The organism is Halorubrum halophilum (assembly GCF_000739595.1).
GTDB lineage: Archaea > Halobacteriota > Halobacteria > Halobacteriales > Haloferacaceae > Halorubrum > Halorubrum halophilum.
Window position 1 is genome coordinate 124,346 of record NZ_BBJP01000030.1, and the last position, 25,171, is coordinate 149,516.

At 69.6% G+C, this 25,171-nt stretch carries 21 protein-coding genes, 1 tRNA gene and 1 pseudogene; 12 read left to right on the forward strand and 11 right to left on the reverse strand.

Annotation, left to right across the window (positions count from 1 at the left end; all coding sequences use genetic code 11):
• Positions 1-50 precede the first annotated feature (50 nt).
• The gene (locus ACP96_RS10710) at positions 51-1,712 is read left to right on the forward strand and encodes an HVO_2922 family protein (RefSeq protein ID WP_050033302.1); all 1,662 of its coding nucleotides are present in this window, start codon (positions 51-53) and stop codon (positions 1,710-1,712) included.
• Between the two features lie 43 nt (positions 1,713-1,755).
• On the opposite strand, the gene ACP96_RS10715 is transcribed toward ACP96_RS10710, so the two are convergent.
• Together ACP96_RS10715 and mdh are read right to left on the reverse strand one after the other, a co-directional pair.
• On the reverse strand, positions 1,756-2,028 hold the full coding sequence (locus ACP96_RS10715) for a glutaredoxin family protein (protein ID WP_050033303.1): 273 nt from the start codon (positions 2,026-2,028) through the stop codon (positions 1,756-1,758).
• A 497-nt stretch (positions 2,029-2,525) separates the two neighbouring features.
• Positions 2,526-3,440, reverse strand: a complete 915-nt coding sequence (mdh, locus tag ACP96_RS10720) for a malate dehydrogenase (protein ID WP_050033304.1) — start codon at positions 3,438-3,440, stop codon at positions 2,526-2,528.
• A 128-nt stretch (positions 3,441-3,568) separates the two neighbouring features.
• Here mdh and ACP96_RS10725 point away from each other — a divergent pair, with 128 nt between their 5' ends.
• The 3 genes from ACP96_RS10725 (at position 3,569) to ACP96_RS10735 (ending at position 7,515) form a co-directional block, all read left to right on the forward strand.
• On the forward strand, positions 3,569-4,162 hold the full coding sequence (locus ACP96_RS10725; protein ID WP_050033305.1) for a DUF7474 family protein: 594 nt from the start codon (positions 3,569-3,571) through the stop codon (positions 4,160-4,162).
• A 78-nt stretch (positions 4,163-4,240) separates the two neighbouring features.
• The gene (locus ACP96_RS10730) at positions 4,241-5,656 is read left to right on the forward strand and encodes an MFS transporter (RefSeq protein ID WP_394296548.1); all 1,416 of its coding nucleotides are present in this window, start codon (positions 4,241-4,243) and stop codon (positions 5,654-5,656) included.
• A 62-nt stretch (positions 5,657-5,718) separates the two neighbouring features.
• Positions 5,719-7,515 (forward strand): sensor histidine kinase, encoded by a 1,797-nt coding sequence (locus tag ACP96_RS10735; protein WP_050033306.1) that lies wholly within the window; start codon positions 5,719-5,721, stop codon positions 7,513-7,515.
• Between the two features lie 55 nt (positions 7,516-7,570).
• Here the strand turns inward: ACP96_RS10735 and ACP96_RS10740 are convergent, their stop codons facing one another.
• The 3 genes from ACP96_RS10740 to ACP96_RS10750 all read right to left on the reverse strand — a co-directional run bounded on the left by ACP96_RS10740 (position 7,571) and on the right by ACP96_RS10750 (position 10,225).
• Positions 7,571-8,314 carry a DNA polymerase sliding clamp gene (locus ACP96_RS10740; RefSeq protein ID WP_050024422.1) on the reverse strand — a complete coding sequence of 248 codons (744 nt, stop codon included), beginning with the start codon at positions 8,312-8,314 and terminating at the stop codon, positions 7,571-7,573.
• A gap of 61 nt (positions 8,315-8,375) precedes the next feature.
• A complete protein-coding gene (locus ACP96_RS10745; RefSeq protein ID WP_050024423.1) occupies positions 8,376-8,693 on the reverse strand; it encodes a hypothetical protein in 318 nt (105 codons plus the stop codon).
• 131 nt (positions 8,694-8,824) lie between these two features.
• Positions 8,825-10,225: a phosphoglucomutase/phosphomannomutase family protein gene (locus tag ACP96_RS10750; protein ID WP_050024425.1), complete on the reverse strand. Its 1,401-nt coding sequence runs from the start codon at positions 10,223-10,225 to the stop codon at positions 8,825-8,827.
• Positions 10,226-10,736: 511 nt separating this feature from the next.
• Between ACP96_RS10750 and ACP96_RS10755 the strand changes: the two genes are divergently transcribed.
• The 3 genes from ACP96_RS10755 to rio1 all read left to right on the forward strand — a co-directional run bounded on the left by ACP96_RS10755 (position 10,737) and on the right by rio1 (position 12,995).
• A complete protein-coding gene (locus tag ACP96_RS10755; RefSeq protein WP_050024427.1) occupies positions 10,737-11,285 on the forward strand; it encodes an NADPH-dependent FMN reductase in 549 nt (182 codons plus the stop codon).
• 87 nt (positions 11,286-11,372) lie between these two features.
• Positions 11,373-11,924, forward strand: coding sequence for a Holliday junction resolvase Hjc (gene hjc / locus ACP96_RS10760; RefSeq protein ID WP_050033307.1), 552 nt, complete (start codon positions 11,373-11,375; stop codon positions 11,922-11,924).
• An 84-nt stretch (positions 11,925-12,008) separates the two neighbouring features.
• Entirely contained in the window at positions 12,009-12,995 is a 987-nt protein-coding gene (rio1, locus tag ACP96_RS10765) for a serine/threonine-protein kinase Rio1 (protein WP_050033308.1), read from the forward strand.
• Positions 12,996-13,013: 18 nt separating this feature from the next.
• Here the strand turns inward: rio1 and ACP96_RS19800 are convergent.
• Positions 13,014-13,367 (reverse strand): annotated as a pseudogene (locus tag ACP96_RS19800) (type II toxin-antitoxin system PemK/MazF family toxin).
• A complete protein-coding gene (locus ACP96_RS10775; RefSeq protein ID WP_050024432.1) occupies positions 13,367-13,735 on the reverse strand; it encodes a MarR family transcriptional regulator in 369 nt (122 codons plus the stop codon). The pseudogene ACP96_RS19800 and the gene ACP96_RS10775 overlap by 1 nt, the downstream one beginning before the upstream one ends.
• 181 nt (positions 13,736-13,916) lie before the next feature.
• Here ACP96_RS10775 and ACP96_RS10780 point away from each other — a divergent pair, with 181 nt between their 5' ends.
• The 3 genes from ACP96_RS10780 (at position 13,917) to ACP96_RS10790 (ending at position 17,674) form a co-directional block, all read left to right on the forward strand.
• On the forward strand, positions 13,917-14,459 hold the full coding sequence (locus ACP96_RS10780) for a KH domain-containing protein (protein ID WP_004047627.1): 543 nt from the start codon (positions 13,917-13,919) through the stop codon (positions 14,457-14,459).
• A 599-nt stretch (positions 14,460-15,058) separates the two neighbouring features.
• Positions 15,059-16,711, forward strand: coding sequence for a thermosome subunit alpha (thsA, locus tag ACP96_RS10785; protein WP_080509926.1), 1,653 nt, complete (start codon positions 15,059-15,061; stop codon positions 16,709-16,711).
• Between the two features lie 306 nt (positions 16,712-17,017).
• Complete coding sequence (locus ACP96_RS10790) at positions 17,018-17,674, forward strand: lactate utilization protein (protein ID WP_050024433.1); 657 nt, start codon at positions 17,018-17,020, stop codon at positions 17,672-17,674.
• Between the two features lie 365 nt (positions 17,675-18,039).
• Here ACP96_RS10790 and ACP96_RS10795 read toward each other — a convergent pair.
• Positions 18,040-18,113: transfer RNA gene (locus tag ACP96_RS10795), tRNA-Lys, on the reverse strand.
• 111 nt (positions 18,114-18,224) lie between these two features.
• Here ACP96_RS10795 and ACP96_RS10800 point away from each other — a divergent pair.
• The gene (locus ACP96_RS10800) at positions 18,225-19,601 is read left to right on the forward strand and encodes a M20/M25/M40 family metallo-hydrolase (protein ID WP_050033309.1); all 1,377 of its coding nucleotides are present in this window, start codon (positions 18,225-18,227) and stop codon (positions 19,599-19,601) included.
• Here the strand turns inward: ACP96_RS10800 and ACP96_RS10805 are convergent.
• Positions 19,574-20,242: a DUF7119 family protein gene (locus tag ACP96_RS10805; protein ID WP_050033310.1), complete on the reverse strand. Its 669-nt coding sequence runs from the start codon at positions 20,240-20,242 to the stop codon at positions 19,574-19,576. The two genes, ACP96_RS10800 and ACP96_RS10805, sit on opposite strands and share 28 nt — an antisense overlap.
• A 123-nt stretch (positions 20,243-20,365) precedes the next feature.
• Here ACP96_RS10805 and ACP96_RS10810 point away from each other — a divergent pair, with 123 nt between their 5' ends.
• Positions 20,366-21,487, forward strand: a complete 1,122-nt coding sequence (locus ACP96_RS10810; protein WP_050033311.1) for an aminopeptidase — start codon at positions 20,366-20,368, stop codon at positions 21,485-21,487.
• 361 nt (positions 21,488-21,848) lie between these two features.
• Here ACP96_RS10810 and pheT read toward each other — a convergent pair whose 3' ends face one another.
• Entirely contained in the window at positions 21,849-23,618 is a 1,770-nt protein-coding gene (pheT, locus tag ACP96_RS10815; protein ID WP_050024434.1) for a phenylalanine--tRNA ligase subunit beta, read from the reverse strand.
• Complete coding sequence (pheS, locus tag ACP96_RS10820; protein ID WP_050033312.1) at positions 23,618-25,126, reverse strand: phenylalanine--tRNA ligase subunit alpha; 1,509 nt, start codon at positions 25,124-25,126, stop codon at positions 23,618-23,620. The genes pheT and pheS overlap by 1 nt, the downstream gene beginning before the upstream one ends.
• Positions 25,127-25,171 lie beyond the last annotated feature (45 nt).

Genomic DNA, 25,171 nt, shown 5'->3' on the forward strand with positions numbered 1-25,171 from the left:
TCGTGTCACACACCCATACTTATAACCGGTCAGCCGTCGATTTCCGGCCTATGGCAAGTGACAAGCAATCGGGATCTCCCGGCGGGCTGTACGCGCAACGCATCGGGACCCCAACCACTAACGACGAGGTGAACGGCTTCTGGCTGTTCGGGTTCGGGGTGTTGCTCGGGCTGGCCGGGGTCGTCCTGTTCTTCCTCACCGAATCGGCGACGACGACTCGGGGGATCGGCTACGCGCTGGCGGCGCTGGCTCCGCCGTTCGTCATGCTCGGCGCGGTGATACGCTTCCCGCTCCGACGAGCGGGGACGTACCTCGGCTACCTCGGGACGGCGGTCAGCGTCCTCGGCGTGGTCTGGTTCGTGAACATCTTCCCGGACGGCTGGTTCACCGCCTCCGGCGACCCGACCGTGATCGCCGTGTATGGGCTCGGACTCGGGCTCATCGGGCTCGCGGGGACGGTCGTCCCGCTCATCACCGACCCGGTCCGCGAGGACTACGAGCGGATGCAGAGCGAGACGGCCGCCGCGACGGCCGAGCGCGACGAGACGAGCGCGGAGCTCGAAGCGACGGAGTCGGAGCTGGAGTCGGCCCGCGAGGACCTGAAAGCGACCCGTGAGGAGCTGTCGGCCACCGATTCGGAGCTCGACGCGGCCCGCGCGGAGACCGCGGCGCTGCGGGAGAGCAAGGCGCGGTTCGAGCTGTTCGAGGACGCCGGCGGCAAGCCGCGCTGGCGGCTCCGCCACCGCAACGGCAACGTCATCGCGACCGCCGGGCAGGGGTACAGCAGCCGCGGCAAGGCCCAGAAGGGGCTCCACAGCGTCCGGCGGAACGCGCTCGGCGCCGGGATCCTCCGGATCGAGACCCCGGTCGCGGAGGCCGAGGCGATCGCCGACGACGACGGCCCCGAGCCCGCGGACGCCGCGGACCCGGACGTTGCCGTCCCGAGCGACGACGAGGAGATCGCGAGCAAGGCGACCTTCGAGCTGTTCGAGGACGCCGGCGCCGAGTGGCGCTGGCGGCTCCGCCACGACAACGGGAACGTCATCTCGGACTCCGGCGAGGGGTACGCCTCCAAGTCGAACGCGAAGCGCGCGCTCGGCCGGGTCCGCGAGCACGCCGCCGCCGCGGACTACCTCCGAGTCGATCCGACCGCCTTCGAGGTGTTCCGCGACGCGGCCGGCGAGTGGCGCTGGCGGCTCATCCACGAGAACGGCAACATCCTCGCTGACTCCGGCGAGGGGTACTCCTCGCGGTCGAAGGCCCGGCAGGGGCTCGACAGCGTGCGGTCGAACGCCGCCGACGCGGGCCTCGAAGCGGACGGCGAGGAGAGCGAGGAGGGGAGCGGGAACGCGACCTTCGAGCTGTACGAGGACGCCGCCGATGAGTACCGCTGGCGGCTCCGCCACCGCAACGGCAACATCGTCGCCGACGGCGGCGAGGGGTACGCCTCCGAGTCGAACGCGCGGGACGCGATCGGTCGCGTTCGGGAGTACGCCCCCGACGCCGACGTGTTGGACGTCGGCAGCGCCGCCTTCGAGATCTACGAGGACGCCGGCGGCGAGTGGCGCTGGCGGCTCCGCCACCGCAACGGGAACATCGTCGCCGACTCCGGCGAGGGGTACGCCTCCCGGTCGAACGCGGTCGAGGGCGTCACGTCGGTGAAGCGGAACGCCCCCGGCGCGGAGGCGGAGACGGTCGACGCGGCCGAGTAGGTCGGCGCTGTCCGGGACGGTTCCGATTTCTTTTAAAAGTCGATTATGACGCCGCCAGAAGCTTCAGCCGCAGTTCCCGCTCGTCGACCTCGTACTTGAACGCCGGGTGGCCGTCGACGAGCACGTAGGGGACGCGCTCGCCGTACTCCTCGGCCAGTTCGGGGTCCTCGTCGACGTCGACCATGTCGAGGTCGATCGCCACGTCGAGGTCGGCTGCGACCTCCTCGATGGTCTCGCGGGCGACCTCGCACAGCGAACAGTCCTCGCGGGTGTACACCGTGATCGGAACGGCCTCCGAGGCGTCCGTCTCGCTCATACGTGGCGGTTGGGGCGTCGAAGCCGAGTCGCTTTCGATCAGTCGGATACTCGGGGGTTGCTGGCGCGGTGAACACCTTCGAAGCCCCAGTCGCTCGCTTATAAATAGCTGACAGCGGTCCGGCGGTGAACACCTCCAAAGCCCCAGCCGCCGAGGCCGCCGCACGCTCGCTGCGCTCCTCACTCGGTCGCTATCGCTCCCTCGTTGCGGTGCTTACGTCGCCTGCGGCGGCCTCGGCGGCTGCCCCTTTGAGTCCCACCCCGCTCCGCACAGCACCGCACCTCTCACCTCCCCAGCCTCGTCGCTGGCGCCGTCGGCGCCAGCGACTCCCTCGTGCGGGCTGCTCGCGCCCGATGGGCGCTCGCAGGCGCACGCCACCGCCGCGTTCATTTATAAGCGATCACTCATCGCTGTCGCAGACTCCGGCTAGCGTCACGGAAAAACGGGAGGCTGAGATCGCGTTGCCGTCGACGACCGACGAGCGCCGGTACGCCTTTTTAAGCGATCTTCTCGTACTGCTCCGAGAGCTTCTCGGCGGCCTCGTCGAGCAGTTCCGACTCGTACTCGTCGAGGTCCCACTCGACGACCTCCTCGACGCCGTTCGAACCGAGCTTCGCGGGCACGCCGAGCGCGGTGTCGTCGTAGCCGAACTCGCCGTCGAGCACGACCGAGCAGGGGAGCACCTCGCCGGTGTCGTTCAGGATGGCCTCGACCGTGTGCGCGACGCCGGTCGCGGGACCCCACTGCGTGGCGCCCTTGCGGCTGATCACGTCCATCGCGGACTCCTGGAGGTCTTCGAGGATCTGCTCGCGCTCGTCGTCGTCGAAGCTCGGGTCGCGACCGTCGACGCGCACCTTCGAGAATACGGGGGCCTGCGCGTCGCCGTGCTCGCCGAGGATCGTCGCCTCGACGTTCTTCACGGGCGCGTCGAAGCGCTGCGAGAGGACGTACCGGAAGCGCGCGGAGTCGAGCCGCCCGCCGAAGCCGACCACCTTGTGGCGGTCGCGGTCGCCCGCCTCGTACAGGTGGCGGTTGAGCAGATCCACCGGGTTCGAGGTGGTGACGGTGACGAAGTCGTCGTTGTGCTCGGCCAGCGACGAGCCGATGTCCTCCATGATCGGCGCGTTGTCGCCGGCCAGGTCGATCCGAGTCTGGCCCTCCTTGCGCGGGATGCCGGCCGTGATCACGACCACGTCCGAGCCGGCGGTGTCCTCGTACTCGCCCTGCCGGACGGTCGTGTTCGAGTCGTAGGCGACACCGTGGTTCGCGTCGGCGGCCTGCCCGATCGTCGTCTCGCGCTGGTCCGGGATGTCGACGAAGACGAGCTCGTCGACCACGTCCCGCAGCGCGAGGTTGTACCCGGCCGCGGCACCGACGGTCCCCGCCGCACCGATGACGCTGACTTTCGTCATACTGTGAACTCGGGGTCGGACGGCGAGTAAACGTTTCGGAACCCCATAAACGTCCATGCGACTCGGGCTGTTTCCCCCGCCGACCCGTCGCGAAACCCCTAACTCCGGCGGCCGCACACACCCACTCAGTGCCGACGTTCCGCTACCCGTGTCCCGGCTGTCGGACGACCAACAGCCTCCACGACGCCGACTGCGACTTCGAGGGCGTGAGCTGGCCGACCATCGAGAAGGCGTACACGGATCTCCTGACCGTCCTCACCGCCGAGCCGGACGGGATGGCCGAGTCCACGCTCCGCGAGGCGGTCCACGGCGAGTGGAGCGGGCTCCACAAGGCCGCGCTCGGCGCCTTGGAACGCGAACAGCGCGTCGTCGAGGACGGCGACCGGCTCCGGCTGCTCACCGCCGCGGAGTTCAAGGAGCGCGTCTCCGAGCCCACCCGCGACCCGATGCGGACCGTCTACGAGCACGGCTCCGTCCCCGGCTGTCACGACAACGCCGTCTTCGCGATGGTGGCGTGGTACGAAATGGTCGGACTCTCGTGGCCCGAGACGCGCGAAAATGTGATCGAGTGGCTCCACGAGTCCGGCGCGTGGGACCGCGGCGGCTTCGAGGAGTCGACCCCGGAGGAGCTCGTCGACGCCAAGCGCCACGTGTACGACGAGGGCTACGGCTGGAAGGAGAAGGGACAGGCCGCGAAGCGCGTCATCGAGCGGCACCTGTAGCGAGGGGCAGATCCGGGACCGACCGCCGAGCTCCCCGGTCCGCCCGCTTTTTAAGTTCCCGCGCGGCGTCTCACCACCGTGACACATCCGGAGGCCGGCGCGGCGTCGATCGGGGACGGCATCGGCGATGTCGCCGAGATCGCGGCGGACGCCGACGGCCCCGGCGACAGCGACGACCCCCCGCAATCCCCCGCCGTCGCCAACCCGAGACGCGCGCTCGCCGTGGTGATCGGCGTCGTCTTCATCGATCTGGTCGGCTTCGGGATCGTGATCCCCATCCTCCCCTTCTACGTCCGGTCGTTCGGCGTCAGCGACGCCTTCATCGGGCTGCTCGCGGCGTCATACTCGCTCGCGCAGTTCCTCGCGGCGCCCACGCTCGGCCGGCTCTCCGACCGGATCGGGCGCCGGCCGGTCCTGCTCGCGTCGCTCGCGACCGCCGGCGTCGCGTGGATGACGTTCGGATACGCCGGCGAGGCCGGGGCGCGCTTCGGGGCCGTCGCCGCGCTCGCGACGCTGTTCGGCTCGCGGACACTAGCGGGCGCGATGGGCGGGAACATCGCCGCCGCGCAGGCGTACGTCGCCGACATCACCCCGCGGGACCGGCGCGCGAGCGCGCTGGGGCTCATCGGGGCCGCGTTCGGGCTCGGCTTCGTCTTCGGCCCGGCGATCGGGGGACTGCTCGCCGCCGATCCCGTGGTCACCCGCGCCGACGCCCTCTTGCCGGCGTTCATCCCGGCCACCGCCTACTCCCTCCCGAGCTTCGCGGCGGCGGGGATGAGCTTCCTCGCGGTCGCCGTCGGGTTCGTCTTCTTGGAGGAGCCGAAACGGACGCGTCCGGCGGAAGAGGCCGGCGGAAAGCGCACCACGGCTGTCGGCCAGTTCCGCGACGCCTTAGCCTCCGCCTCACTCCGCCCGCTGACGGTCGCGTACTTCGTCGTCGCCGTCGCGTTCGCTGGCGTGCAGGTGATGTTCATCCCGTACGTCGCCGACGCGTTCGGCTACGACGCCACCGCCGCGGCGTTCCTGCTCACCTACGTCGGCGTCCTCGGCGCGGTGAATCAAGGGGTTCTCGTCGGTCGGCTCTCTCGGATCGTCTCCTCGCGGACGCTCGTCGCCGCCGGGTCGGTCGTCCTCGCGGTCGCGCTCGTGGCCATCCCGACAAGCGGATTCGTCGACCGGGCTGCCGGCGACGTCGTCCTCGGCGGGCCGCCGTGGCTCACACTCCCGCTCGTCGCCCTGCTCGTCGCGCTCGCGGCGCTCTCGCTCGGGAACGCTCTCGTGAACGTCTCGCTGGCGACGCTCGTCTCGGCGTCGGCCGACGACGCCGGACAGGGGGCCGCCTTCGGGGTGACGCAGGGCGCGTCGAGCCTCGGTCGGACCGTCGGCCCGCCCCTGATGGCCGTCCTCTACACCGTCGCCGTCGCGTCCCCGTTCCTCGTCGGCGCGCTCCTCCTCGTGCCCGTGGCGGTCGCGTTCGGACGCCGAACCGGGTGACGCGAGGGGGAACGATCGCCGCACGATAGCTTTACGCCGCGGGTGTCCTTCGTACCCCACACATGGCCCTCGACCTCGTCCCAGCGTGGCCCGCCGTCGGCTCGCTCGCCGGCGGGGCGGGGGCGATCGGTCTCGCGCTGGCGATCCGCGAACACCGGGGGCGCCCCGGCGTCGACTGGTTCCTCGGGGTGTTCGCCGCGCAGGCAACGTGGTGTTGCTCCTACGGGGTCGGCCTCCTCGTCGCCGACCCGACGCTCCGGACGGCGCTGGAGACGACGATGTGGCTCGGGATCGTCTGGACCGGGATCGGGTTCCTCGGCTTCGCGCTGGAGTACACGGGCCGGAGCGACGTGGTCCGGAGCCGCCTGTTCGCGTCGGTCATCGGCTTCGGACTCCTCTCGACCGCCCTCCTCGCCACGAACTCCCTTCACGGCGCGTTCTGGACCGGGTTCGAGAGCGACCCCGCGTTCGGCGTCGAGACCGTCTCGTACGCGTTCGGCCCCTGGGCGTACCTCGTCGTCGCCGTCGAGACCGTGCTCGTCGCCAGCGCGGTCTTCCTCCTCGTCGACACCCTGCTCAGCTACGGGCCCCTCTACCGCCGCGAGAGCGCCGCGGTCGCGCTGAGCTCGCTGCCGCCCGGGTTCGCCTTGGTCGCGTGGACCCTGGAGCTCGGCCCGGTCCCGCAGCTCCAGCTCGCGCCGCTGATGTTCGTCCCGCACATGCTGCTCGACGCGTACGCGTTCGACCGCGCGGAGATGTTCGACCGCAACCCGACGACCAGCCGCGCCGCCGAGCGCACCGCGATCGACGACCTGACCGATCCCATCGTCGCGCTCGCGCTCGACAGCCGCGTCGTCCGACTCAACCCCGCCGCCGAGACGGTCTTGGGCGTCGACGCCGAGATCGCCCGCGACCGCCCGCTCGCCGACTTCCTTGATCTGCCGGTCGCCGTCGGAGGCGACACCGAAGGCGACCCGAACGCCGACGATCCCGACCCCGACGGCGGCTCCCGCGAGACGGTCGAGGTCGACTCCGCGGCCGGGACCGGCCGGCGCACGTACGCGGTGTCGACCTCGCGGCTGACCGACCCGAATGGGACCCACGTCGGGTACACGGTCGTCCTCTCGGACATCACGGAACGCGAGCGCCGACGCCAGCAGCTGGAGGTGCTCAACCGGATCCTGCGCCACAACCTCCGCAACGACGCCGGGGTCGTCCACGGCTACGGCGAGATCCTCCGCGACCGGCTCGAAGACGCCGAACTGGTCCGAATGGCCGACGCAATCGAGCGCCGCGCGGGCGCGCTGGCCGCGCTCGGCGAGAAGGCCGGCACCGTCGAGCAGCTTGTCGCCGACGGCGACGCGAGCCCCGTCGCGGTCGACGAGGTCGTTGGTTCCGCGGTCGCAGACGCTCGCGAGCGCGACCCCGACGCGAGCGTCGAGTCGGAGATCGCTGACGGCGACTGGACCACGCGCGTCAGAGAGGACGCGCTCCGAGCGATCGTCGAGAACACCGTGGAGAACGCCCTCGACCACCACGACGGCGAGGGGGCCGAGCGCGAGGACGGGGAAGCGTGGGTGCGGGTGTCGCTACGACGGAAGAGTGAGGGGAACGCGGGCGGAAGCGAAGGAAAAGACAGATTCGTCATCGTCGTCGAGGACGACGGCCCCGGTATCCCCGACCACGAGGTCGAAGCCGTCGAGTCCGGGCGGGAGACCGCGCTCGAACACGGCTCGGGGCTCGGCCTCTGGGTCGTCGAGTGGGGCGCCGCGGCGATCGGCGCCGAGGTCGACTACGCCGACCGCGAGCCGCGCGGGACGCGCGTGACGGTGTCTATCCCGGTCGTAGACGAGACGTGAATCGGGAGGAAAACCGCGATCTTCGACAGCTCCGAAACAGTCGAATTCGGCCGTGTTAGTCGCTCTGAATCCTCGGCGCGAGCATATACGTCACGTGCCCGAGCCCCTCGGCGAACCCGTAGTGGAGCTTGACGGGGAACTCCTCGCCGAGCTCGATGGTGACTTCGGCGTCGGAGGGGATCGCCTTGTTCATGTCCTTGAGGTAGTCGAGGCTGAACAGCGAGTCGGCCGGCCCGGCGGTGAGCGCGATGAGGTCCTCGCGGGCGAGCCGCAGGTCGACGTCGTCGGTGTCGCCCTCCGCCTCGATGAAGAACGCTTCGTCGGTCTCGTCGACGCGCAGGCGGATGTGGTCGGAGACCATGTCGGCGGCCTTGATCCCGCGGTCGATCTGGGCGCCCTCGACGACGATCTCGGAGGCGAGATCGAGGTCCGGGATGTCCGGCTCCTGGCGGATGGAGTCGGGGTCGATGAGCGCGAGCGTGTACGAGAGGCCGTCGATCTCGATGTGGAGCTTGCGGGTCTCCTCGTCGAGTTCGAGGTGGACCAGGTCGCCGGAGTTGGCCATGCCGGCGATGTCTTCGAGGCGCGCGAGGTTGACGCCGATGACGCCGCCGTCGGCCTCGTAGGACTCGAACGCCGCGGCTTCGAGGGTGAGGTCGACCATGCCGACGTTAGCGGGGTCGACGGCCCGGATGGAGAGCTCCTCCTCGTTTAATCGGATCTTACACTCGTCGACCAACACGCTCACCGAGTCGAGCGCGTCCTGTAGCGTCGACGCGCCCACGATGGCCTTGAACATATACGTTCGGCTAGGGCGGTATCACCTAAAAAGGCACCCGATCGGACCGGCACGGAAACCCTCAAAGCGACCGGATCAGCCGGGCGACGACGACCGCGAGCGTGACCACGATTCGCAACAGTCGGAGGCGTTCGAGCCGGTATTCCGTCTGTTCGGGATCGCGCTCCTCGTCGCGGTTCTCGTCGGTCCCCTCGTCGCCCTCCAACCGATCGCGTTCCGACCGATCGCGTTCCGACCGATCGCTTCCCACCTCCTCGGGAGGGTCGACGCCATCGCTCGCGCTCGGCCCGTCGCTCATGTCGTCCGATCCGTCGTTCGGGTCGCTCGGATCGTCACTCGGTTCGTTCGGCGTCGGGGGTGCGGAAATATCGTCGTACATGGAACCACTGCGACCGACTCGCCGGTCACACACGACGATACGGAGTTAATTTATAAGTATCTGAGCCGAACGCAAAGTGGAACTGAAAGTCGTCGGACGCAGCCGGTCGGACTCCGGTTCGACTTGGGCGCTCAGATCAGCGGCTCGACGATCTCGCGGCCCTCGGCGAGGAGGTCGTCGACCGCTGCCTCCGAGTCGGCCTCGGCGTACACCCGGAGCTTCGGCTCCGTTCCCGAGGGGCGGACGAGCAGCCACGAGCCGTTCTCCAAGAGGAGCTTGAAGCCGTCGAGGGTGACCACCTTCGCGACGCCGTGGCCCGCAACCGACTCGGGGATGTGGTCTTCGAGGTCGTCGAGGACCGCCTCCTTGCGAGCGTCGGGACAGTCGAGCGACACCCGCCCGGAAGCGATCGCCCCGTGCTCGTCGAGCAGGCGGTCGACCCGGTCGTCGAACGGCTCCGCGGCGTGGGTGCCCGCGGCGAGCAGCGCCATCAACACGCCGTCCTTCTCGCGGACGTGGCTGCGGAGGGTGAACCCGCCCGACTCCTCGCCGCCGAACAGCGCGTCGCGCTCGCCCATCGCCTCGGCGACCCACTTGAAGCCGACCGGGGTCTCGTACACGTCCTCGCCGTGCGCCTCCGCGATACGGTCGACGAGGAACGTCGTCGAGACGGTGCGGACGGCGGGTCCGGAGTCGTTCTCGAGGAGCCGGTCGTAGCAGGCGGCGTAGAAGAGGTTCGCGTTGAGCACGCCGCGCTCGGGTGTGACGACCGCGATCCGGTCGGCGTCGCCGTCGTTGGCGATCCCCAGGTCAACGTCGCTGTCGGGGTCCGTCACGCGGGCGGCCAGCGCTTCGAGGTGCTCGGCCGAGGGCTCGGGGGAGCCGCCGCCGAAGGTCACGTCGCGCTCGCAGCGCAGCCGGACGACCTCGGCCCCCGCGGACTCGAGGAGAGCGTCGGTGACGCCGCGTCCGCTCCCGTGCATCGCGTCGTACGCGACTGTGAGCCCGTCGAGATCGACGCCCTTCCCTCCGGTCGCGGCACCGACGACCTCGCGGGCCGCGTCGGCGTGGTCGCTCACGAGGTCGACGCGGGAGACCTCGCCGCGCTCGGCCTCGGGGAGCAGGTCGGGCTCCGCGAGCCGGTCGACGATGTCCTCGGTCACGTCCGGGAGAGCGGGCGCGCCGTCGTCCGGGATGAACTTCACCCCGTTGTACTCGGGCGGGTTGTGCGAGGCGGTGACCATGCACGCGCCGGCCAGCCCGCGGTCGACGATGGCGTACGCGATCACGGGGGTCGGCGCGTCGCGCTCGGGGAGGAGCACGTCGAAGCCGTTGCCGGCGAGCACCTCGGCGAGGCTCTCGGCGAACCCCTCCGAGGTCTCGCGGGCGTCGTAGCCGACCGCGACCGGCTCGTCGTGACCCGCCGCCGCGAGGTGATCGGCGACCGCCTGCCCCACGATCCGCACGCGCTCGTCCGTGAAGGTGTCGAGGGTGGCCCGCCACCCGTCCGTGCCGAAGGCAATCTCGTCCATGCTGGCCACCTCAACGGCGGGGACAATAAGACTCGGTGTCCTCTTCCGGGTCGCGAACGGTGGGGGAACGAGCCGTCGATTGCGATTTATAAACAACTGCGGTGGCGCGTGCCGACGAACGCCCGAAGGGCGTGAGTCGCACGCGCGAGGGACGCGGCGACCGAAGGGAGCCGCGAGGCTGGGGAGGTGTGAGGCTGTGGTTGCGGTGCGGGCGGGTGGGACTCAAAGGGGCAGCCGTGAGCGCCGCGGAGGCGTTCACGAGAGCTCTGCTCTCGTGAGCCAATCAGAACGCGAAGCGTTCTGATGACGACGTAAGCACCGCAAGGAAGGAGCGGAGCGACTGACTGAGGAGCGCAACGAGCGTGCGCGACTCTCACGGCTGGGGCTTTGGCGGTGTTCACCGTCGATCCGCTGTCAATCGCTTATAAGCGATCGAATGAGCCGTTAGAATCGTTCACTGCGGAGTCATCGTTCGCCCCCGTTTTTTGTCGCCTCGCCTCGAACCCGACGTATGACCCGAATCGTCGCGGTGTCCGGCAGCCGCCGGGAAGCGAGCACCACCCGGGCCGCGCTTCACGTCGCGCTCGACGCCGCGGCGGACGCCGGCGCCGAGACCGACATGATCGATCTGGGTGCGGTCGACCTCCCGCTGTACCACCCGGACGAGGACGCACAGGGCGACAGCGAGGCGCTGAAGCGGCGCGTCCGCGAGGCCGACGGCGTCCTCGCCGGCACCCCCGTCTACCGCGGCTCGTACTCCTCGACGTTCAAGAGCTTCCACGACTTCTGCGGCTCCGACGAGTACGCGAACACCGCGGTCGGACTGCTCGCGACCGCCGGCGGGGGGTCGTACGGCGGGACGCTCGAACACCTCCGATCCACGTTCCGGAACGTCCACGCGTGGACGGTTCCCCACGAAGTCGGGATCGAAGGGGCGTCGAGGGTCGTCGAGACGGACGACGCCGACACTGGTCCGCGAATCGTCGACGACGACATCCGGCGGCGTACAGAGACGCTGGGCCGGGTCGTCGTCGAGCACGCGGAGCGGCTACAGGGGTGACGGCGCTCTCGTCTCCCTCGACCCCGGGACCGCCGACCCGCCGCCCTTTTGACCGCCTCGCGTCTACGACGCGCATGACCGAATCGGGTGACGACGACCGTGTCCGCTAACCGGAAGGGCGACCGCCGCGAGCGCGAGCTGGTGAACGCCCTCGACGAGGCGGGGTTCGCCGTGATGCGCGCCCCGGCCAGCGGCGCCGCGACGGAGCGGGAGCTGCCCGACGTGCTCGCGGGCGACGGCGAGACGTTCTACGCGATCGAGGCCAAATCGAGCGCGGGCGACCCCATCTACCTCACCGGCGAGGAGGTGGAGGCGCTGCTCTTCTTCGCGCAGAACTTCGGCGCGAAGGCGCGGATCGCGGTCCGGTTCGACCGCGAGGACTGGTTCTTCTTCCACCCCGGGGACCTCTACACCACCGACGCCGGGTCGTACCGCGTCAAGAAGGAGAAAGCGCTCGCGGAGGGGACCGACTTCCCCGAGTTCGTCGGCGAGACCAAGAAAGTGACGCTCGGCGAAATCGGTGACGACGGCGGGGACGCCGAGGACGGGGCTGACCCCGAAACGGAGGAGCGCCGGGGGATCTTGGAGGCGGTGCGGGACGGGCATATGCCGGTCGAGGACGCGCTCGACGTGTTGTGACCGTCGCGTCGGCGGCGCTCCGAGACGGCCGCCACGGACCGGGACCCACCCGCTTATCCCTCGCGGCGCCGAACGTCGAGGCGAATGAGCGAGGAGTTCGTCCTGCTAGAGCCCGACGATCAGCCCGGCGACGAGTGGGAACAGCTGGACGTCTCCGACACGGAGGCGGACCGGATCGCCCTCCGGCAGGACCGGGAGTTCGACGAGTTCCGCAAGCGGATCAAGGACACCGAGCAGTTCAAACTGCAGGAGTCGGTGTTCGACGACGCGACGCTGGCGGCCGTCTACAAGCTCGTGCAGGACGGCTACGTCGACGCCTTCGGCGGCCCGGTGTCGACCGGGAAGGAGGCGAGCGTCTTCGAGGCGCTCGGCGGGCAGGCAGGCGAGCGGCCGGAACCGGGCTCGGCCGCGGCCGGGGGCGGCCCGGAGGGCGTCACGCCCGAGCGCGAGGTCGCGGTGAAGGTGTACCGGATCAACTCCTCGAACTTCCGGCAGATGCGCGACTATTTAGAGGGCGACCCGCGGTTCGACGGGATCGCGAGCGACAAGAAGGCGGTCGTGCTGGCCTGGACCCGCAAGGAGTTCGCGAACCTCGAACGCGCGCGCAAGGCGGGCGTCCGCGTCCCGGAGCCGATCGCGGTCCAGCGGAACGTCCTCGTGATGGAACTCGTGGGGCACGCCGAGGACCGGGCCCGCCGGCTCTCGGAGGTCGACGTGGAGAACCCCGAGACCGCCTACGAGGTCGTCCGCGAGTACATGCGCCGGCTCTACCGCGCCGGGCTGATCCACGGCGACCTCTCGGAGTACAACATGATCATCCACGAGGGCGAGCTGGTGATCATCGACATGGGACAGGCGGTGACGGTGCACCACCCGAACGCCGGGGAGTTCCTCGATCGCGACTGCGAGAACGTGGCGACGTTCTTCACGCGTCAGGGGATCGACGTCGACCCCGACGACCTCTACGAGTACGTGACGGAACCGGAGCCCGATCCGAGCGGGGAGCCGGAGCAGGTATCGGGAGAGGGATCGGAGCCGGAATCGGGGTCGAGCGGAGAGTCCGACGAGTAGAGCGCGGCAGTAGAGCGATCACCGACGGAGTTCCGCGACGAGCGCGTCGACCGCTTCGTTGACGGTCACATCGCGGAGGCGTCCCTGCCATCGGTCGATATCGCTTCGTGCGAGCGACTGGATACCCCATGGGACAATGCGACTCGTCGCCGGTGTTCCGCCGCGGATCCACGCTTGTTCGGGGATCTCGACGAGCCCGTCCATTCACGACCGAGTCGTCAGCGTGAGCGCGAGGTACTGCTCTCCATGGAACGGACGACCCTCATGGTTCGACACGACCAGCCACGGGCGTGCCGCTTCGTCTGTTTTGAACGGGTCGTCGCCGTAGACGACATCGCCGCGTTCGAAGATCGGTCGATCGTCGTCCGTCACTACTCATCACCGAGACTCGGATGCGGTTCGTCGGGACTGCGGTCGCGCCACGCCGCCTCGTCTTCCTCGCCAAGCTGGTCGTTGAACAGCTTCGTCGCACGCTCGTACCCGTCGTACTCCGCCAAGCGGTCCGCGTCGTCCGTGATCGCCCAGTAGGTCGCCTTGTGTTCGACGAGCCCGCGGCCCTTCAGCCGTGACAGGGCCGTGCTGACGGTGCCGGTGTCGAGATCGATCCGCGAGGCGATCTCGCGCGCCTCGAACGCCCGGTCCTCGTGCGCGACGAGAAACCCGAGCACGCGCTCCGGCGCCGAGAGCCCCGCGAGCTCGTCCTCGCTCGCGTCCTCGAAGGTGTCCCTGTCAATGGACATGAGCGGCCGATGATTCGGCGTGAAATGATAAAAGCGTTCGTGATGAAAGTACTGTAAGAGCTGTGAATAACGAGTGTCGATCAGTTAAAACCCCTCCGAGAGCGCCGGAGCGGCCCGGCACACGGCCACACACCTCTCGCGGCGGAACACGCTTAAAAGGCTCCGCCGGGTACGCTGTTGTATGCAACACGTGACGGTTCCGCAGGACCGGATCGGCGTCGTCATCGGCGCCGGCGGCGAGACGATGCGGGAGATCGAGGAGCGGGCGAACGTGCGGCTCGACATCGACTCGGAGTCGGGCAGCGTCGCCATCGAGGAGCGCGACGACCCGGTCGCCGCGTTGGTGGCGCCGGACATCATCAAGGCCATCGGGCGCGGATTCAAGCCGGAGACCGCGCTGTCGATCCTCGACCACGACCTCCGGACGCTCGACCTGATCGATCTGTCCGAGCACACCCGCAACGACAACGACCTCCAGCGCAAGAAGGGTCGGATCATCGGCGAGAACGGTCGCACGCGGGAACTCCTTGAGGAGCTGTCGGGCGCCAACGTCGTCGTCTACGGCTCGACCGTGGGCGCGGTGGGACAGCCCGAGGAGCTCGAAGTGGTCCGGCGGGCGGTCGGGATGCTGCTCGACGGCGCCCCGCACGGCGCGGTGTACTCGTACTTAGAGCGCATGTCGAACGAACTCGACGACGATGTGAGCTTCAACGCGCCGCAGTAAGCGAGCGGATTCCTCGGTGTCGTGGGCGACGTCGCCGTCGCTGTTTGTTTATAAACCGTTGTTACTGGCGACGTGGTGACTGCTTCCGAAGTCCCAGTCGACCGCTTATAAATAGTTGCTGACGGCGGATCGACGGTGGACACCTCCAAAGCCCCAGCCGGCGAGGCGGGCGCACGCTCGCTGCGCTCCTCAGTCGGGTCGCTCACTTCGTTCGCTCCCTCGTTGCGGTGCTTACGTCGCCTGCGCCCGCCTCGCCGCCTGCCCCTTTGAGTCCCACCCGACCGCACAGCACCGTAGCCTCACGCCTCCCCAGCCTCGTCGCTGGCGGCTATCGCCGCCAGCGACTCCCTCGCGCGGCGCTCCTCGTGGCCGCCGGTGGCGGCCACTCGGAGGCGCGCGCCACCGCAGTTCATTTATTAGAAGTTCACGCCCAACACTCGATCTGGAGTTCTATAAAAAGCACCGTGTGAACCCACCGCATACAGAACGATACTCCCCACCGTGTGGCGTTTCCGCATGGCCCGAGCAAAAGGTTTATATAGAATCACAAACAATCAATGGTTGTAATGTCACAGCGCCAGCGGATGGGCAATCAGCCCATGATCGTACTTTCCGAGGAGTCGCAGCGAACATCCGGAAAGGACGCTCAGAACATGAATATCACGGCCGGCAAGGCTGTCGCGGAGTCCGTCCGCACCACGCTCGGCCCGAAAGGGATGGACAAGATGCTCGTCGACTCCGGCGGGTCCGTCGTCGTCACGAACGACGGCGTCACCATCCTGAAGGAGATGGACATCGACCACCCGGCGGCCAACATGATCGTCGAGGTCTCCGAGACGCAGGAGGAGGAAGTCGGCGACGGCACCACCTCCGCCGTCGTCGTCGCCGGTGAGCTCCTCGATCAGGCCGAGGAGCTCCTCGATCAGGACATCCACGCGACGACCCTCGCGCAGGGGTACCGTCAGGCCTCCGAGAAGGCCAAGGAGATCCTCGAAGACGAGGCCATCGACGTCTCCGCGGACGACTACGACACGCTCGTCGAGATCGCCGAGACGGCGATGACGGGCAAGGGCGCCGAGAACTCCAAGGACCTGCTCGCGGAGCTCGTCGTCGACGCCGTCCTCGCGGTTCAGGACGACGACGGCATCGACACGGAGAACGTCTCCGTCGAGAAGGTCGTCGGCAGCTCCATCGACCAGTCCGAGCTCGTCGAGGGCGTCATCGTCGACAAGGAGCGCGTCGACGAGAACATGCCCTTCGCGGTCGAGGACGCCGACGTCGCGCTGTTCGACGGCGCAATCGAAGTGAAGGAGACGGAGATCGACGCCGAAGTCAACGTCACGGACCCCGACCAGCTCCAGCAGTTCCTCGACCAGGAAGAGGAGCAGCTCCGCGAGATGGTCGACCACCTCGTCGACATCGGCGCCGACGTCGTCTTCGTCGGTGACGGCATCGACGACATGGCCCAGCACTACCTCGCGCAGGAGGGCATCCTCGCCGTCCGCCGCGCGAAGTCCGACGACCTCAAGCGCCTCGCCCGCGCGACCGGCGGCCGCGTCGTCTCCAACCTCGACGACATCGAGACGGACGACCTCGGCTTCGCCGGCTCCGTGGGCCAGAAGGACATCGGCGGCGACGAGCGCATCTTCGTCGAGGACGTCGAAGAGGCGAAGTCCGTCACCCTCATCCTCCGCGGCGGCACCGAGCACGTCGTCGACGAGGTTGAGCGCGCCATCGACGACTCGCTCGGCGTCGTCCGCACGACGCTGCTCGACGGGAAGGTGCTGCCCGGCGGCGGCGCCCCCGAGGCCGAGCTGGCGCTGCAGCTCCGCGACTTCGCCGACTCCGTCGGCGGCCGCGAGCAGCTCGCCGTCGAGGCGTTCGCCGACGCGCTGGAAGTCATCCCGCGCACCCTCGCCGAGAACGCGGGTCTCGACCCCATCGACTCGCTGGTCGACCTCCGCTCCCGCCACGACGGCGGCGAGTTCGGTGCCGGTCTCGACGCCTACACGGGCGACGTGATCGACATGGAGGCCGAGGGCGTCGTGGAGCCGCTCCGCGTCAAGACTCAGGCCATCGAGTCCGCGACCGAGGCGGCAGTCATGATCCTCCGCATCGACGACGTCATCGCGGCCGGCGACCTCAAGGGCGGCGGCTCCGACGACGGCGGCGACGAGGGCGGCCCCGGCGGCGCGCCCGGCGGAATGGGCGGCGGCATGGGCGGCATGGGCGGTATGGGCGGTGCGATGTAAGCGTCCGATAGGACAACTACACCCACCCACGCCGACCGCAGCCGCTTCGCCGGACCGACCCGCCGACCGACCGTCGCGCGCCCCTTCGGGCCTCGACGACACGCGATTTTTATCGAGACGACCGATCCCTTAGTCCCCGACTTGTTGTTCGAAGCGTAGCGGTCGCTTCGTCGACACGACGATAACACCGGTGTAACCACCCGACACGGGTGTTCGCGAGCCGTTAAGTGTCGTCCGCCCCTCCTACCGATCCACGAGACGGGTGCGTCGCGAAGACGCGGCGCGACCCGTTCGATTTCCCTTACAATGCCACAGCAGAAAGCGGACTACGCGGACGACACCGAGATCGACGAGACGCTGGACCAAGTCGCCGACGACGCGACCGTCGAGGAGACGGTCGCGAACCTCGAAGACCGCGGCTTCGACGTGATCGTCGTCGACGACGCCGACGAGGCGTTGGAGACGGTCCAGTCGCAGATCCCCGCAGGGGTCTCCGTGATGAACGGGCACTCCACGACGCTCGAAGAGATCGGGTTCGACGACCTGCTCAGCGAGGGCGACCACGAGTGGGAGAGCCTCCCCGACGAGATCTGGAGCATCGACGACGACGCCGAGCGGCAGACCGCGCGACGGGAGTCGCAGACGGCCGACTACTTCCTCGGCGGTATCAACGCAGTCGCGCAGACCGGCGAGCTCGTCGCCGCCGACCTCTCCGGCAGCCGTATCGGGGCGTACCCGTTCGCCGCCGGCAACGTGGTCATCGTCACGGGCACGAACAAGGTCGTCCCGACGCTCGACGACGCGCTCGACCGGCTGGAGTCGGTCGCGTACCCGCTGGAGAACGAGCGCGCACAGGAGGCGTACGGCGTCGAGTCGTCGATCGCCAAGCAGCTCATCTACCGCCGCGAGACCGAGGAGGGCCGGACGACGGTCGTCCTCGTGCGCGAACAGCTCGGGTACTGAACCCGACACGACGCGTCGCCGTCGAACCGGCGACGCAGCACGCGTTCTCTCCCCCGGTTTTCACGTTCGTGAGCCGTGGCGCTGGGGCTCGTGGCGTTGATCGCGGCGGTACAGCGGGTCGGGAGGGATTCGGACCACGGTCGCTCCCGTTCGCTCGCAACGCTCGCTCACCTCCCGCTCCCTGATTCGAATCCCACTCCGAGACCTGTCGCTCGCGATATGCTCGCGACAGGACACGGGCCGGGAGGGATTCGAACCAAAGCCAGAGGTTCCTGCTCGCTTCGCTTCGCGGGCTGCCTCTGGCAGGGTTCGAACCCTCCCTCATCGACGGCCTTGCGGCTCGCGAAGTGCTCGCCGCGAGGACACGGGCCGGGAGGGATTCGAACCCCCGACCGTCCGGTTAAAAGCCGGACGCTCTCCCTAACTGAGCTACCGGCCCAGACACGAGCTAGTAGTGCGAGACCACGGATAAACGTTTAGAAACCGCCTGCGGCGAGGGGATTTCACTCGACCCGAAACGGTTTCCCCGAGCGCCGCCGTCGCCGACCGCATGGACTTCGACATGCGCGCGTTCGCCGCCGACCTCTGTCGGTTCGCCTCGACGGCCGGCGCGGAGGCGGCCGCCGCCGACTTCGTCGAGGGCGAACTCGACGCGCTCGGCTTCGAGACGTACGCGTGGGACGCCGACCCGGAACTCCTCGCCGACCACCCCTCCTTCCCGAACGACCTCGACGAGGCGGACGTGGCGGGGCGACGGAGCGTCGCGGGCGTGCTCGCGCTCGAGGGAGCCGACAGCGGCGATCCGGGAGGTGACACCGACACCCCCGCGGTCGTCTTGAACGGCCACATCGACGTGGTGCCGGCCGAGCCCGCGGAGTGGTCGAGCGACCCGTTCGAGCCGGTGTGGGGCGGGATCGAGGGCGAGCCGAGTGGTGAGGGCGAAGGGAACGACGACGCCGACGAGACCCTCACCGCTCGCGGCGCCGCGGACATGAAGTCGGGGGTCGCGGCGTGCGTCGGCGCGGCGCTCGACGTGCGGGAGGCCGCCGAGGCCGGGCGGCTCGACCTCCCGGACGCGGGGCTCCGGGTCGTCGTCGAGGCGGTCGCCGGCGAGGAGGACGGCGGGTACGGCGCCGCGACCGCGGCGCTCGCGAACCCGTACCCCTTCGAGCGCGACGCCGCGATCGTCGCGGAGCCGACCGAGCTACGCCCCGTGGTCGCCAGCGAGGGGTCGCTGATGGCGCGGTTAGAGCTGACCGGCCGGAGCGCCCACGCCGCCACGCGCTGGCGCGGCGAGGACGTGCTCCCGCGGTTCGAGGCGATCCGGGAGGCGTTCGCGGAGCTGGAGACGGAGCGCGGCGAGGCGGTCGAGCATCCCCTCTACGGCGAGTTCCCGGTTCCGTGGCCGGTCGTGTGCGGGACGGTCGAGGCCGGCTCGTGGGCGTCGACGGTGCCGGCGACGCTGACCGCCGAGTTCCGGATCGGCGTGGCGCCCGGCGAGACAGTCGACGAGGTCGAAGAGACGTTCCGCGCGCGGCTCGAGGAGGTAGTCGCCGACGACCCGTGGCTCCGCGAACACCCGCCGACGTTCGAGCGGTTCTCGGTGCAGTTCGAGGCGAGCGAGGTCGCCGTCGACGAGCCGATCGTGGAGGCGGCGAGAGCGGGGCTCGTCGAGGCCGGTCTCCCGGACGCGGAGCCGACGGGCGCGACCTACGGCGCGGACTCCCGGCACTACGTCGCGGCGGGGATCCCGACGGTCCTGCTCGGGCCCGGGACGATCACGGAGGCGCACTACCCGGACGAGACGATCGCGTGGGACGAAGTGGAACGCGGACGGGAGGCGATCGCGGCGGCGGTCGCGCGGTTCGCGGCGGGCTACTCCGCGTCCGACTCGGAGCGCTACGCCGGATCGGACTCGGCGAAGTAGTCGTCGAGCGCCTCCGCGACGAGGTCGCCGGGCTCGATATTCCGGTTCGAGGCGCGGCGCCTGAGCTCCACGTAGGCGTCGAGCGGGAGCCGGATCCCGACGTGGCCGAGCTCGACGCCCGCCTCGCGGACCGCGGCCTCGACGTCGCTCCCGTCGTTGACGGCGGAGGCGACGGAGCGCACCTCCCGGACCGTGAGGTCGCCGTCGATGGTCGCCCACGCCAGCAGGTAGCGGTCGGTGCCGCCGAGCCGCGCGACGTGTTTCGCCGCGCTCGGCGCGATCCGCCCGCTCGCGACCTGCCTGCGGATCGCCTGCGGGAGGTCGTGGACGCGGGCCCACTTCCGGATGAACGCCACCGACACGTCGTCGCCCGCGCGCTCGGCGGCCGCCTTGTACGAGCCGACGCCACGGACGAGCGCGGCGCAGGCGGCGGCTCCCCGGAGCATCAGCACGTGGTCGTCGTCGCCGACGTCGCCGGCCGCGAAGCGGGCGACCGTCTCGGCCGCCTCGGCGACGCTCTCCGGATCGTCGGGGTCGAACCCCACCGCCTCGGCGGCGCGCTCGCCCGTGACCTCCGGGTCCGCCCGGACGACGGGCTCGCCGACGGGAGAGCGTCTGTCCGCGGGTGACTCCTCGTTCATGTCCTACCTCTGCGTGTGCGCGCACATAAGCGGTCGGCACCGGGGCAGGTTTCGCTGACGACGGCGACGGCCGGGTCGACCCCGACGGGTAGCCCTTTTATCCGCAGACGCGGACCTCACGGCATGGACGAACGCGTACGCGAACACGCGGCAGTGCTCGTCGACTGGAGCGCGCGGGTCGAGGCCGGCGACGACGTGGTCGTGAGCGTCGCCGAGGACGCCCACGAGTTGGGCGTCGCGGTCGCCGAGGCGCTCGGCGAGCGCGGCGCGAACGTCACGACGCTGTACGGGTCGGCGGAGATGTCGCGGGCATATTTAAAGGGGAGCGAGCGGAGCGACCGCGCTTTCGACGACGACCCGGCCGTCGAGCGCGCGCTGTTCGAGGCCGCGGACGCCTACCTCCGGATCGGGGGCGGGCGCAACACCACCGCGACCGCGGACGTGTCGAGCGAGACCCGGCGGGCGTACGCGACCGCCCGCCAAGGCGTGCGCGAGGCGCGGATGGACACCGACTGGGTGTCGACGGTCCATCCCACGCGCTCGCTCGCCCAGCAGGCCGGGATGGCCTACGAGGAGTACCAGGACTTCGTCTACGACGCCGTGCTCCGGGACTGGGAGGCGCTCGCCGACGAGATGGCGGCGATGAAGGACGCCCTCGACGCCGGCGACGAGGTCCGGATCGTCACCGAGCGCGACGACGCCCCCGACACCGACGTTTCCATGTCGATCGCAGGCCGCACCGCGGTCAACTCCGCCGCCTCCGTGGCGTACGACTCCCACAACCTCCCGTCAGGCGAGGTGTTCACCGCGCCCTACGGGACCGAGGGTGAGGCGTTCTTCGACGTGCCGATGACGATCGACGCGACGCGCGTCCGGGACGTGCACCTCGTCTTCGAGGGCGGCGAAGTCGTCGACTTCTCGGCGGGCGCCGGCGAGGACGCGCTCGCGAGCGTGCTCGACACCGACGCGGGCGCCCGGCGGCTCGGCGAGCTCGGCATCGGGATGAACCGCGGTATCGACCGGTTCACCGACTCGATACTCTTCGACGAGAAGATGGGCGACACGATTCACCTCGCCGTGGGACGCGCCTACGACGCCTGCCTGCCCGAGGGCGAGTCGGGCAACGACAGCGCGGTCCACGTCGACATGATCAGCGACGTGAGCGAGGACTCGCGGCTGGAGATCGACGGCGAGGTCGTCCAGCGGAACGGCACGTTCCGGTGGGAAGACGGATTCGAGGGCTGATCGGGAGGAGTCGTCGATAGCGATACGATATTTAAAGAACGCGGCAGTGTGGTGGCGTGCGCCTGCGAGCGGGCCATCGGCCCGCGAGCAGCCCGCACGAGGGAGTCGGTCGCCCGGAGCGAAGCGACGGGCGACCGACGAGGCTGGGGAGGCGTGAGGCTGTGCTGGGCGGGTGGGACTCAAAGGGGCAGTCGCGAGGGCGAAGGCGCGCGACGTAAGGACCGCAACGAGCGAGCGTCGCGAGCGACTGAGGACCGCAACGAGCGCACCGAGCCGTCGCGGCTGGGGCTTTGGAGGTGTTCACCGTCGATCCGTCATCAACGCCGTATAAACGACCGACGGCAACCCCGAGATCGACTCCCTAGTTCTGTAACGCGTCGAGGTGGAACTCGAAGGCGGCGACGGGCACCTCGAGGTCGTGTTCGACGAGCACGGCGGGGTGGACCTCGCCGATCACGCCGACCGCCTCGCCGTCGATCACGACCGCTGCGGTCCGGCCGTCGATGAAGGAGGGGTGCTCCGTGCGCGGGGTCTCCACCTCCGCGCCGAAGTCGTCGCAGACCGCCTGTAAGCGTCCTTTCGCGGCCTCGTAGGAGGCGTCGCGGCGGGCGACCGCGCCGGCGACGTGGCGGCGCTCGGCGACGTTCGTGTCCTCGGTCTCGTCGCGCTCGGCCGCGAAGCCGACCTCCGCGACGTCTTGGGGATACGCGTTGTGGGTGTTGCGTTCGAGCAGCATCAGCAGCGACGGGAGCGCCCACGTGCGGAGCTGGGTGTACTCCTCGCTGTACGGCTCCGTGATCTCGACGGGGTCGCCGCCGCCGAAGACGCCGTCCTCGTCGTCGGCGACCGCCGCGCCGCCGGTGCCGGGCTCGATGTTCATCCGGTCGTAGTTCTCGGTCCCGCTCGTCATGTGGAAGTTGAGCAGGTCCTCGAAGCCGAGCCCGACGAGGCTCGTCCGGACCGCGTCCTCCAGCCGGGAGCGCTCGTGGCGCCCGCCGACCGTCCCCACGTCGGGGTAGCGCGGCTCCAGGTTGTCGAAGCCGTACGCCCGCCCCACGTCGTCGACCAGGTCGAGGGGATGGAGCACGTCGACGCGGTACGGCGGAATCTCCACCTCGTAGGTCACGTCCTCGTCGAGGGTGTAGGAGGCGCCGAGGCCGGCGCGCTCGAAGCAGTCGACGACCTCCTCGGGCTCGAAGTCGACGCCGAGCAGCGTCTCGATCCGGTCGTGGCTCACCGCCTTCTCGTCGGTGTCGAGGTTCGGGCGGACCAGCTCTGCGCCGTACTCGCTCGGATGGGTCGCGCCGTCGGCGTAGTGCACCTCGACCTCCTCGATGGTCGCGCCGCGGGCCGACAGGGCGTAACAGATGATGTTGCACATCCGGTCGATCGTCCACTGGTCGGTGCCGGTGAGCTCGACGAACAGCTCGCGAGAGCCCGTCGTCACCTCGGTGCGCTTCCCGTTGATGACGGGCGGGAACGAGAAGAGGCCGAGCTCGTCGTAGATCGCGGGGTAGCGATCGAGGTCCTCGACGAGGTCGGCGTACGTCCGGCCCGTGTCGTGCTCGGCGAGCACCTCGTTCGGCGTCAGCTCGTCGTTCGAATCGAGCGGGACGAACGTGTCGCCGTCGGGGTCGACGCCGCGGTAGGTGATCGACGGCTCGGCGCCCTCCTGGAGCGGTGCGCCCTTGACCATCGCGAGGTCGTGGATCCCGATCGCGCCCTTCGCGCGGCCGCGCCCCATCGTCGCGTGGAGCTTCTCCTGCAGCTGGATCAGCGAGTCGAGCGCGCCCTCGTCGAGGTCGACGCCGCGGACCACGGCGCCCGTCACGTAGGGGCGCTCGTCGGGGACCGACTCGTCGACCTCGATGGTCCACTCGGGGTCGTTCGTCTCGGGGACGTAGACGCCGCGGTCGTCGCCGTAGTGGTAGCGCAGCGAGCGCGCGACGCCCTCGACGGAGAGCCGGTCGAGGCGGTCGGGCGCGAACTCGAACTGGAGGAGGCCGTCGTCGGTCTCGCCCTCGAACTCCAAGCCGAGCCCGAACAGGTCCTGCTTGAACTCCTCGTCGCTCGTGTCGGTGCGACCCGTCAATCCGCGCAGCTCGTCGGTGTCGATGTCGACGACGGGCATCAGTAGCTCACCTCCGCGTCGCGCAGGAACTCGATGTCGGCCAACGTCCCGTGGAGGTCGCGGATGTCCTCCGCGCCCGTCGTCAACATCGCGAGTCGCTCCAAGGCGAGCCCCCACGCCATCACGTCGCAGTCGACGCCGAGCGGGCCGGTGACCTCCTCGCGGAAGACGCCGGAGTTCCCGATCTCGATCTCCTCGCCCGTCTCGGGGTGCTCTCCGAACAGCTCGAAAGAGGGCTCCGTGTACGGGTTGTAGTGCGGCTTAAAGCGGATGTCTGTGATCCCGAACTGCCGGTAGAACTCCTCGAAGGTGCCCATCAGGTCGCGCACCGAGAGGTCCTCGGCCATCACCCACCCCTCGATCTGGAAGAACTCCAGCAGGTGCGTCGGGTCCAGCGTGTCGTTGCGGTACACCTTCTCGACGGAGAAGTAGCGCTGCGGGGGCTCCAGTTCGGCGCCCGCGATCCCCGAGAGGTACCGCATCGACAGCGAGGTGGTGTGACCGCGGAGCGCGACCTCGCGGGCGAACTCCTGCGACCACGGCGAGTGGTAGCCGTCGCCGTCGATCCCCCACCCGTCGCGGTGGGCGGCCTCGACGCGGGCCATCAGCTCGTCCGGGATCCCCTCCATCGGCGGCACGTCCAGCGCGAACCGGTCCCAGTGGGTCCGCGCCGGGTGGTCCTGCGGCATGAACAGGCAGTCGTTGATCCAGAAGTCGCTGTCGGCGTGGGGGCCCTCCATCTCCTGGAAGCCCATGCCGACCAGCACGTCCTTCACGCGGTCCGCGGTCCGGCGGAGGACGTGCTTCCGACCGCCCCGCGCCGCGGGCGCGTCCGCCTCGACGTTGTACTCGGAGAACTCCACGTCGCGCCACTCGCCGCTGGCGAGCAGCTCCGGGGTGACCTGCGCGACCGTCTCGGTTGTCTCGACGCCCGCCATCAGCGCGTCGACGCCGTCGTCGGTGAGCGTCACCGACCGAGTGACCGACTCGCCGCGGTCGACGAGCCCGCGGGAGTCGAGCTGATCGAGCACGACGTCGTCGACCGCGGGGTCGTCGCCGTCGGCGAGCGCCGCGAGCGCGGCCGCCTCGGGGTCGGAATCCGGATCGGCGTCGGAGGCGACCCGAAGCTCGCCCGAGTCGATCGACCCGAATCCCTTGCGCGCGAAGTTCGAGAGCGCGATGTCGACCTCGGGGCCGTCGAGGTCGGCCTCGCCGATGACCCGTCCCATCGAGACCGCGGCCTCGTCGGCGTCGAGCGCGAGCCCGGCGCGGTGGAGCCGCGTCTCGGGGAGCCCGTCGTCGACGTACCGCCGGCCCTCGTCGGTGAGGCCGAGCGTCTCGGCGGCCGTCTCGACGACGGACAGGAGTTCCTCGTCGCGGAGATCGAAGGCGGCGCCGGTAACCGTCTCGGGCTTCAGCCCGGTCTCCGCCGCGATCTCGTCTATCGTCCGTTCGTCCGTCGCGCTCGCGGCCTCGAGGACCGCGAGCTGTCGTTCCGGGAGTCGCATTCGAGTTGTGTGTATAGGCGTCTGGCTGGTTGGTAACGGTTCCGG

What these genes read in the sequence shown, in the direction of transcription:
- ACP96_RS10710 (WP_050033302.1), top strand. Translation starts at nt 51, where the DNA reads ATGGCAAGTGACAAGCAATCGGGATCTCCCGGCGGGCTGTACGCGCAA.
- ACP96_RS10715 (WP_050033303.1), bottom strand. Translation starts at nt 2,028, where the DNA reads ATGAGCGAGACGGACGCCTCGGAGGCCGTTCCGATCACGGTGTACACC.
- mdh (WP_050033304.1), bottom strand. Translation starts at nt 3,440, where the DNA reads ATGACGAAAGTCAGCGTCATCGGTGCGGCGGGGACCGTCGGTGCCGCG.
- ACP96_RS10735 (WP_050033306.1), top strand. Translation starts at nt 5,719, where the DNA reads ATGGCCCTCGACCTCGTCCCAGCGTGGCCCGCCGTCGGCTCGCTCGCC.
- ACP96_RS10740 (WP_050024422.1), bottom strand. Translation starts at nt 8,314, where the DNA reads ATGTTCAAGGCCATCGTGGGCGCGTCGACGCTACAGGACGCGCTCGAC.
- ACP96_RS10745 (WP_050024423.1), bottom strand. Translation starts at nt 8,693, where the DNA reads ATGTACGACGATATTTCCGCACCCCCGACGCCGAACGAACCGAGTGAC.
- ACP96_RS10750 (WP_050024425.1), bottom strand. Translation starts at nt 10,225, where the DNA reads ATGGACGAGATTGCCTTCGGCACGGACGGGTGGCGGGCCACCCTCGAC.
- ACP96_RS10755 (WP_050024427.1), top strand. Translation starts at nt 10,737, where the DNA reads ATGACCCGAATCGTCGCGGTGTCCGGCAGCCGCCGGGAAGCGAGCACC.
- rio1 (WP_050033308.1), top strand. Translation starts at nt 12,009, where the DNA reads ATGAGCGAGGAGTTCGTCCTGCTAGAGCCCGACGATCAGCCCGGCGAC.
- ACP96_RS10775 (WP_050024432.1), bottom strand. Translation starts at nt 13,735, where the DNA reads ATGTCCATTGACAGGGACACCTTCGAGGACGCGAGCGAGGACGAGCTC.
- ACP96_RS10780 (WP_004047627.1), top strand. Translation starts at nt 13,917, where the DNA reads ATGCAACACGTGACGGTTCCGCAGGACCGGATCGGCGTCGTCATCGGC.
- thsA (WP_080509926.1), top strand. Translation starts at nt 15,059, where the DNA reads ATGATCGTACTTTCCGAGGAGTCGCAGCGAACATCCGGAAAGGACGCT.
- ACP96_RS10790 (WP_050024433.1), top strand. Translation starts at nt 17,018, where the DNA reads ATGCCACAGCAGAAAGCGGACTACGCGGACGACACCGAGATCGACGAG.
- ACP96_RS10800 (WP_050033309.1), top strand. Translation starts at nt 18,225, where the DNA reads ATGGACTTCGACATGCGCGCGTTCGCCGCCGACCTCTGTCGGTTCGCC.
- ACP96_RS10805 (WP_050033310.1), bottom strand. Translation starts at nt 20,242, where the DNA reads ATGAACGAGGAGTCACCCGCGGACAGACGCTCTCCCGTCGGCGAGCCC.
- ACP96_RS10810 (WP_050033311.1), top strand. Translation starts at nt 20,366, where the DNA reads ATGGACGAACGCGTACGCGAACACGCGGCAGTGCTCGTCGACTGGAGC.
- pheT (WP_050024434.1), bottom strand. Translation starts at nt 23,618, where the DNA reads ATGCCCGTCGTCGACATCGACACCGACGAGCTGCGCGGATTGACGGGT.
- pheS (WP_050033312.1), bottom strand. Translation starts at nt 25,126, where the DNA reads ATGCGACTCCCGGAACGACAGCTCGCGGTCCTCGAGGCCGCGAGCGCG.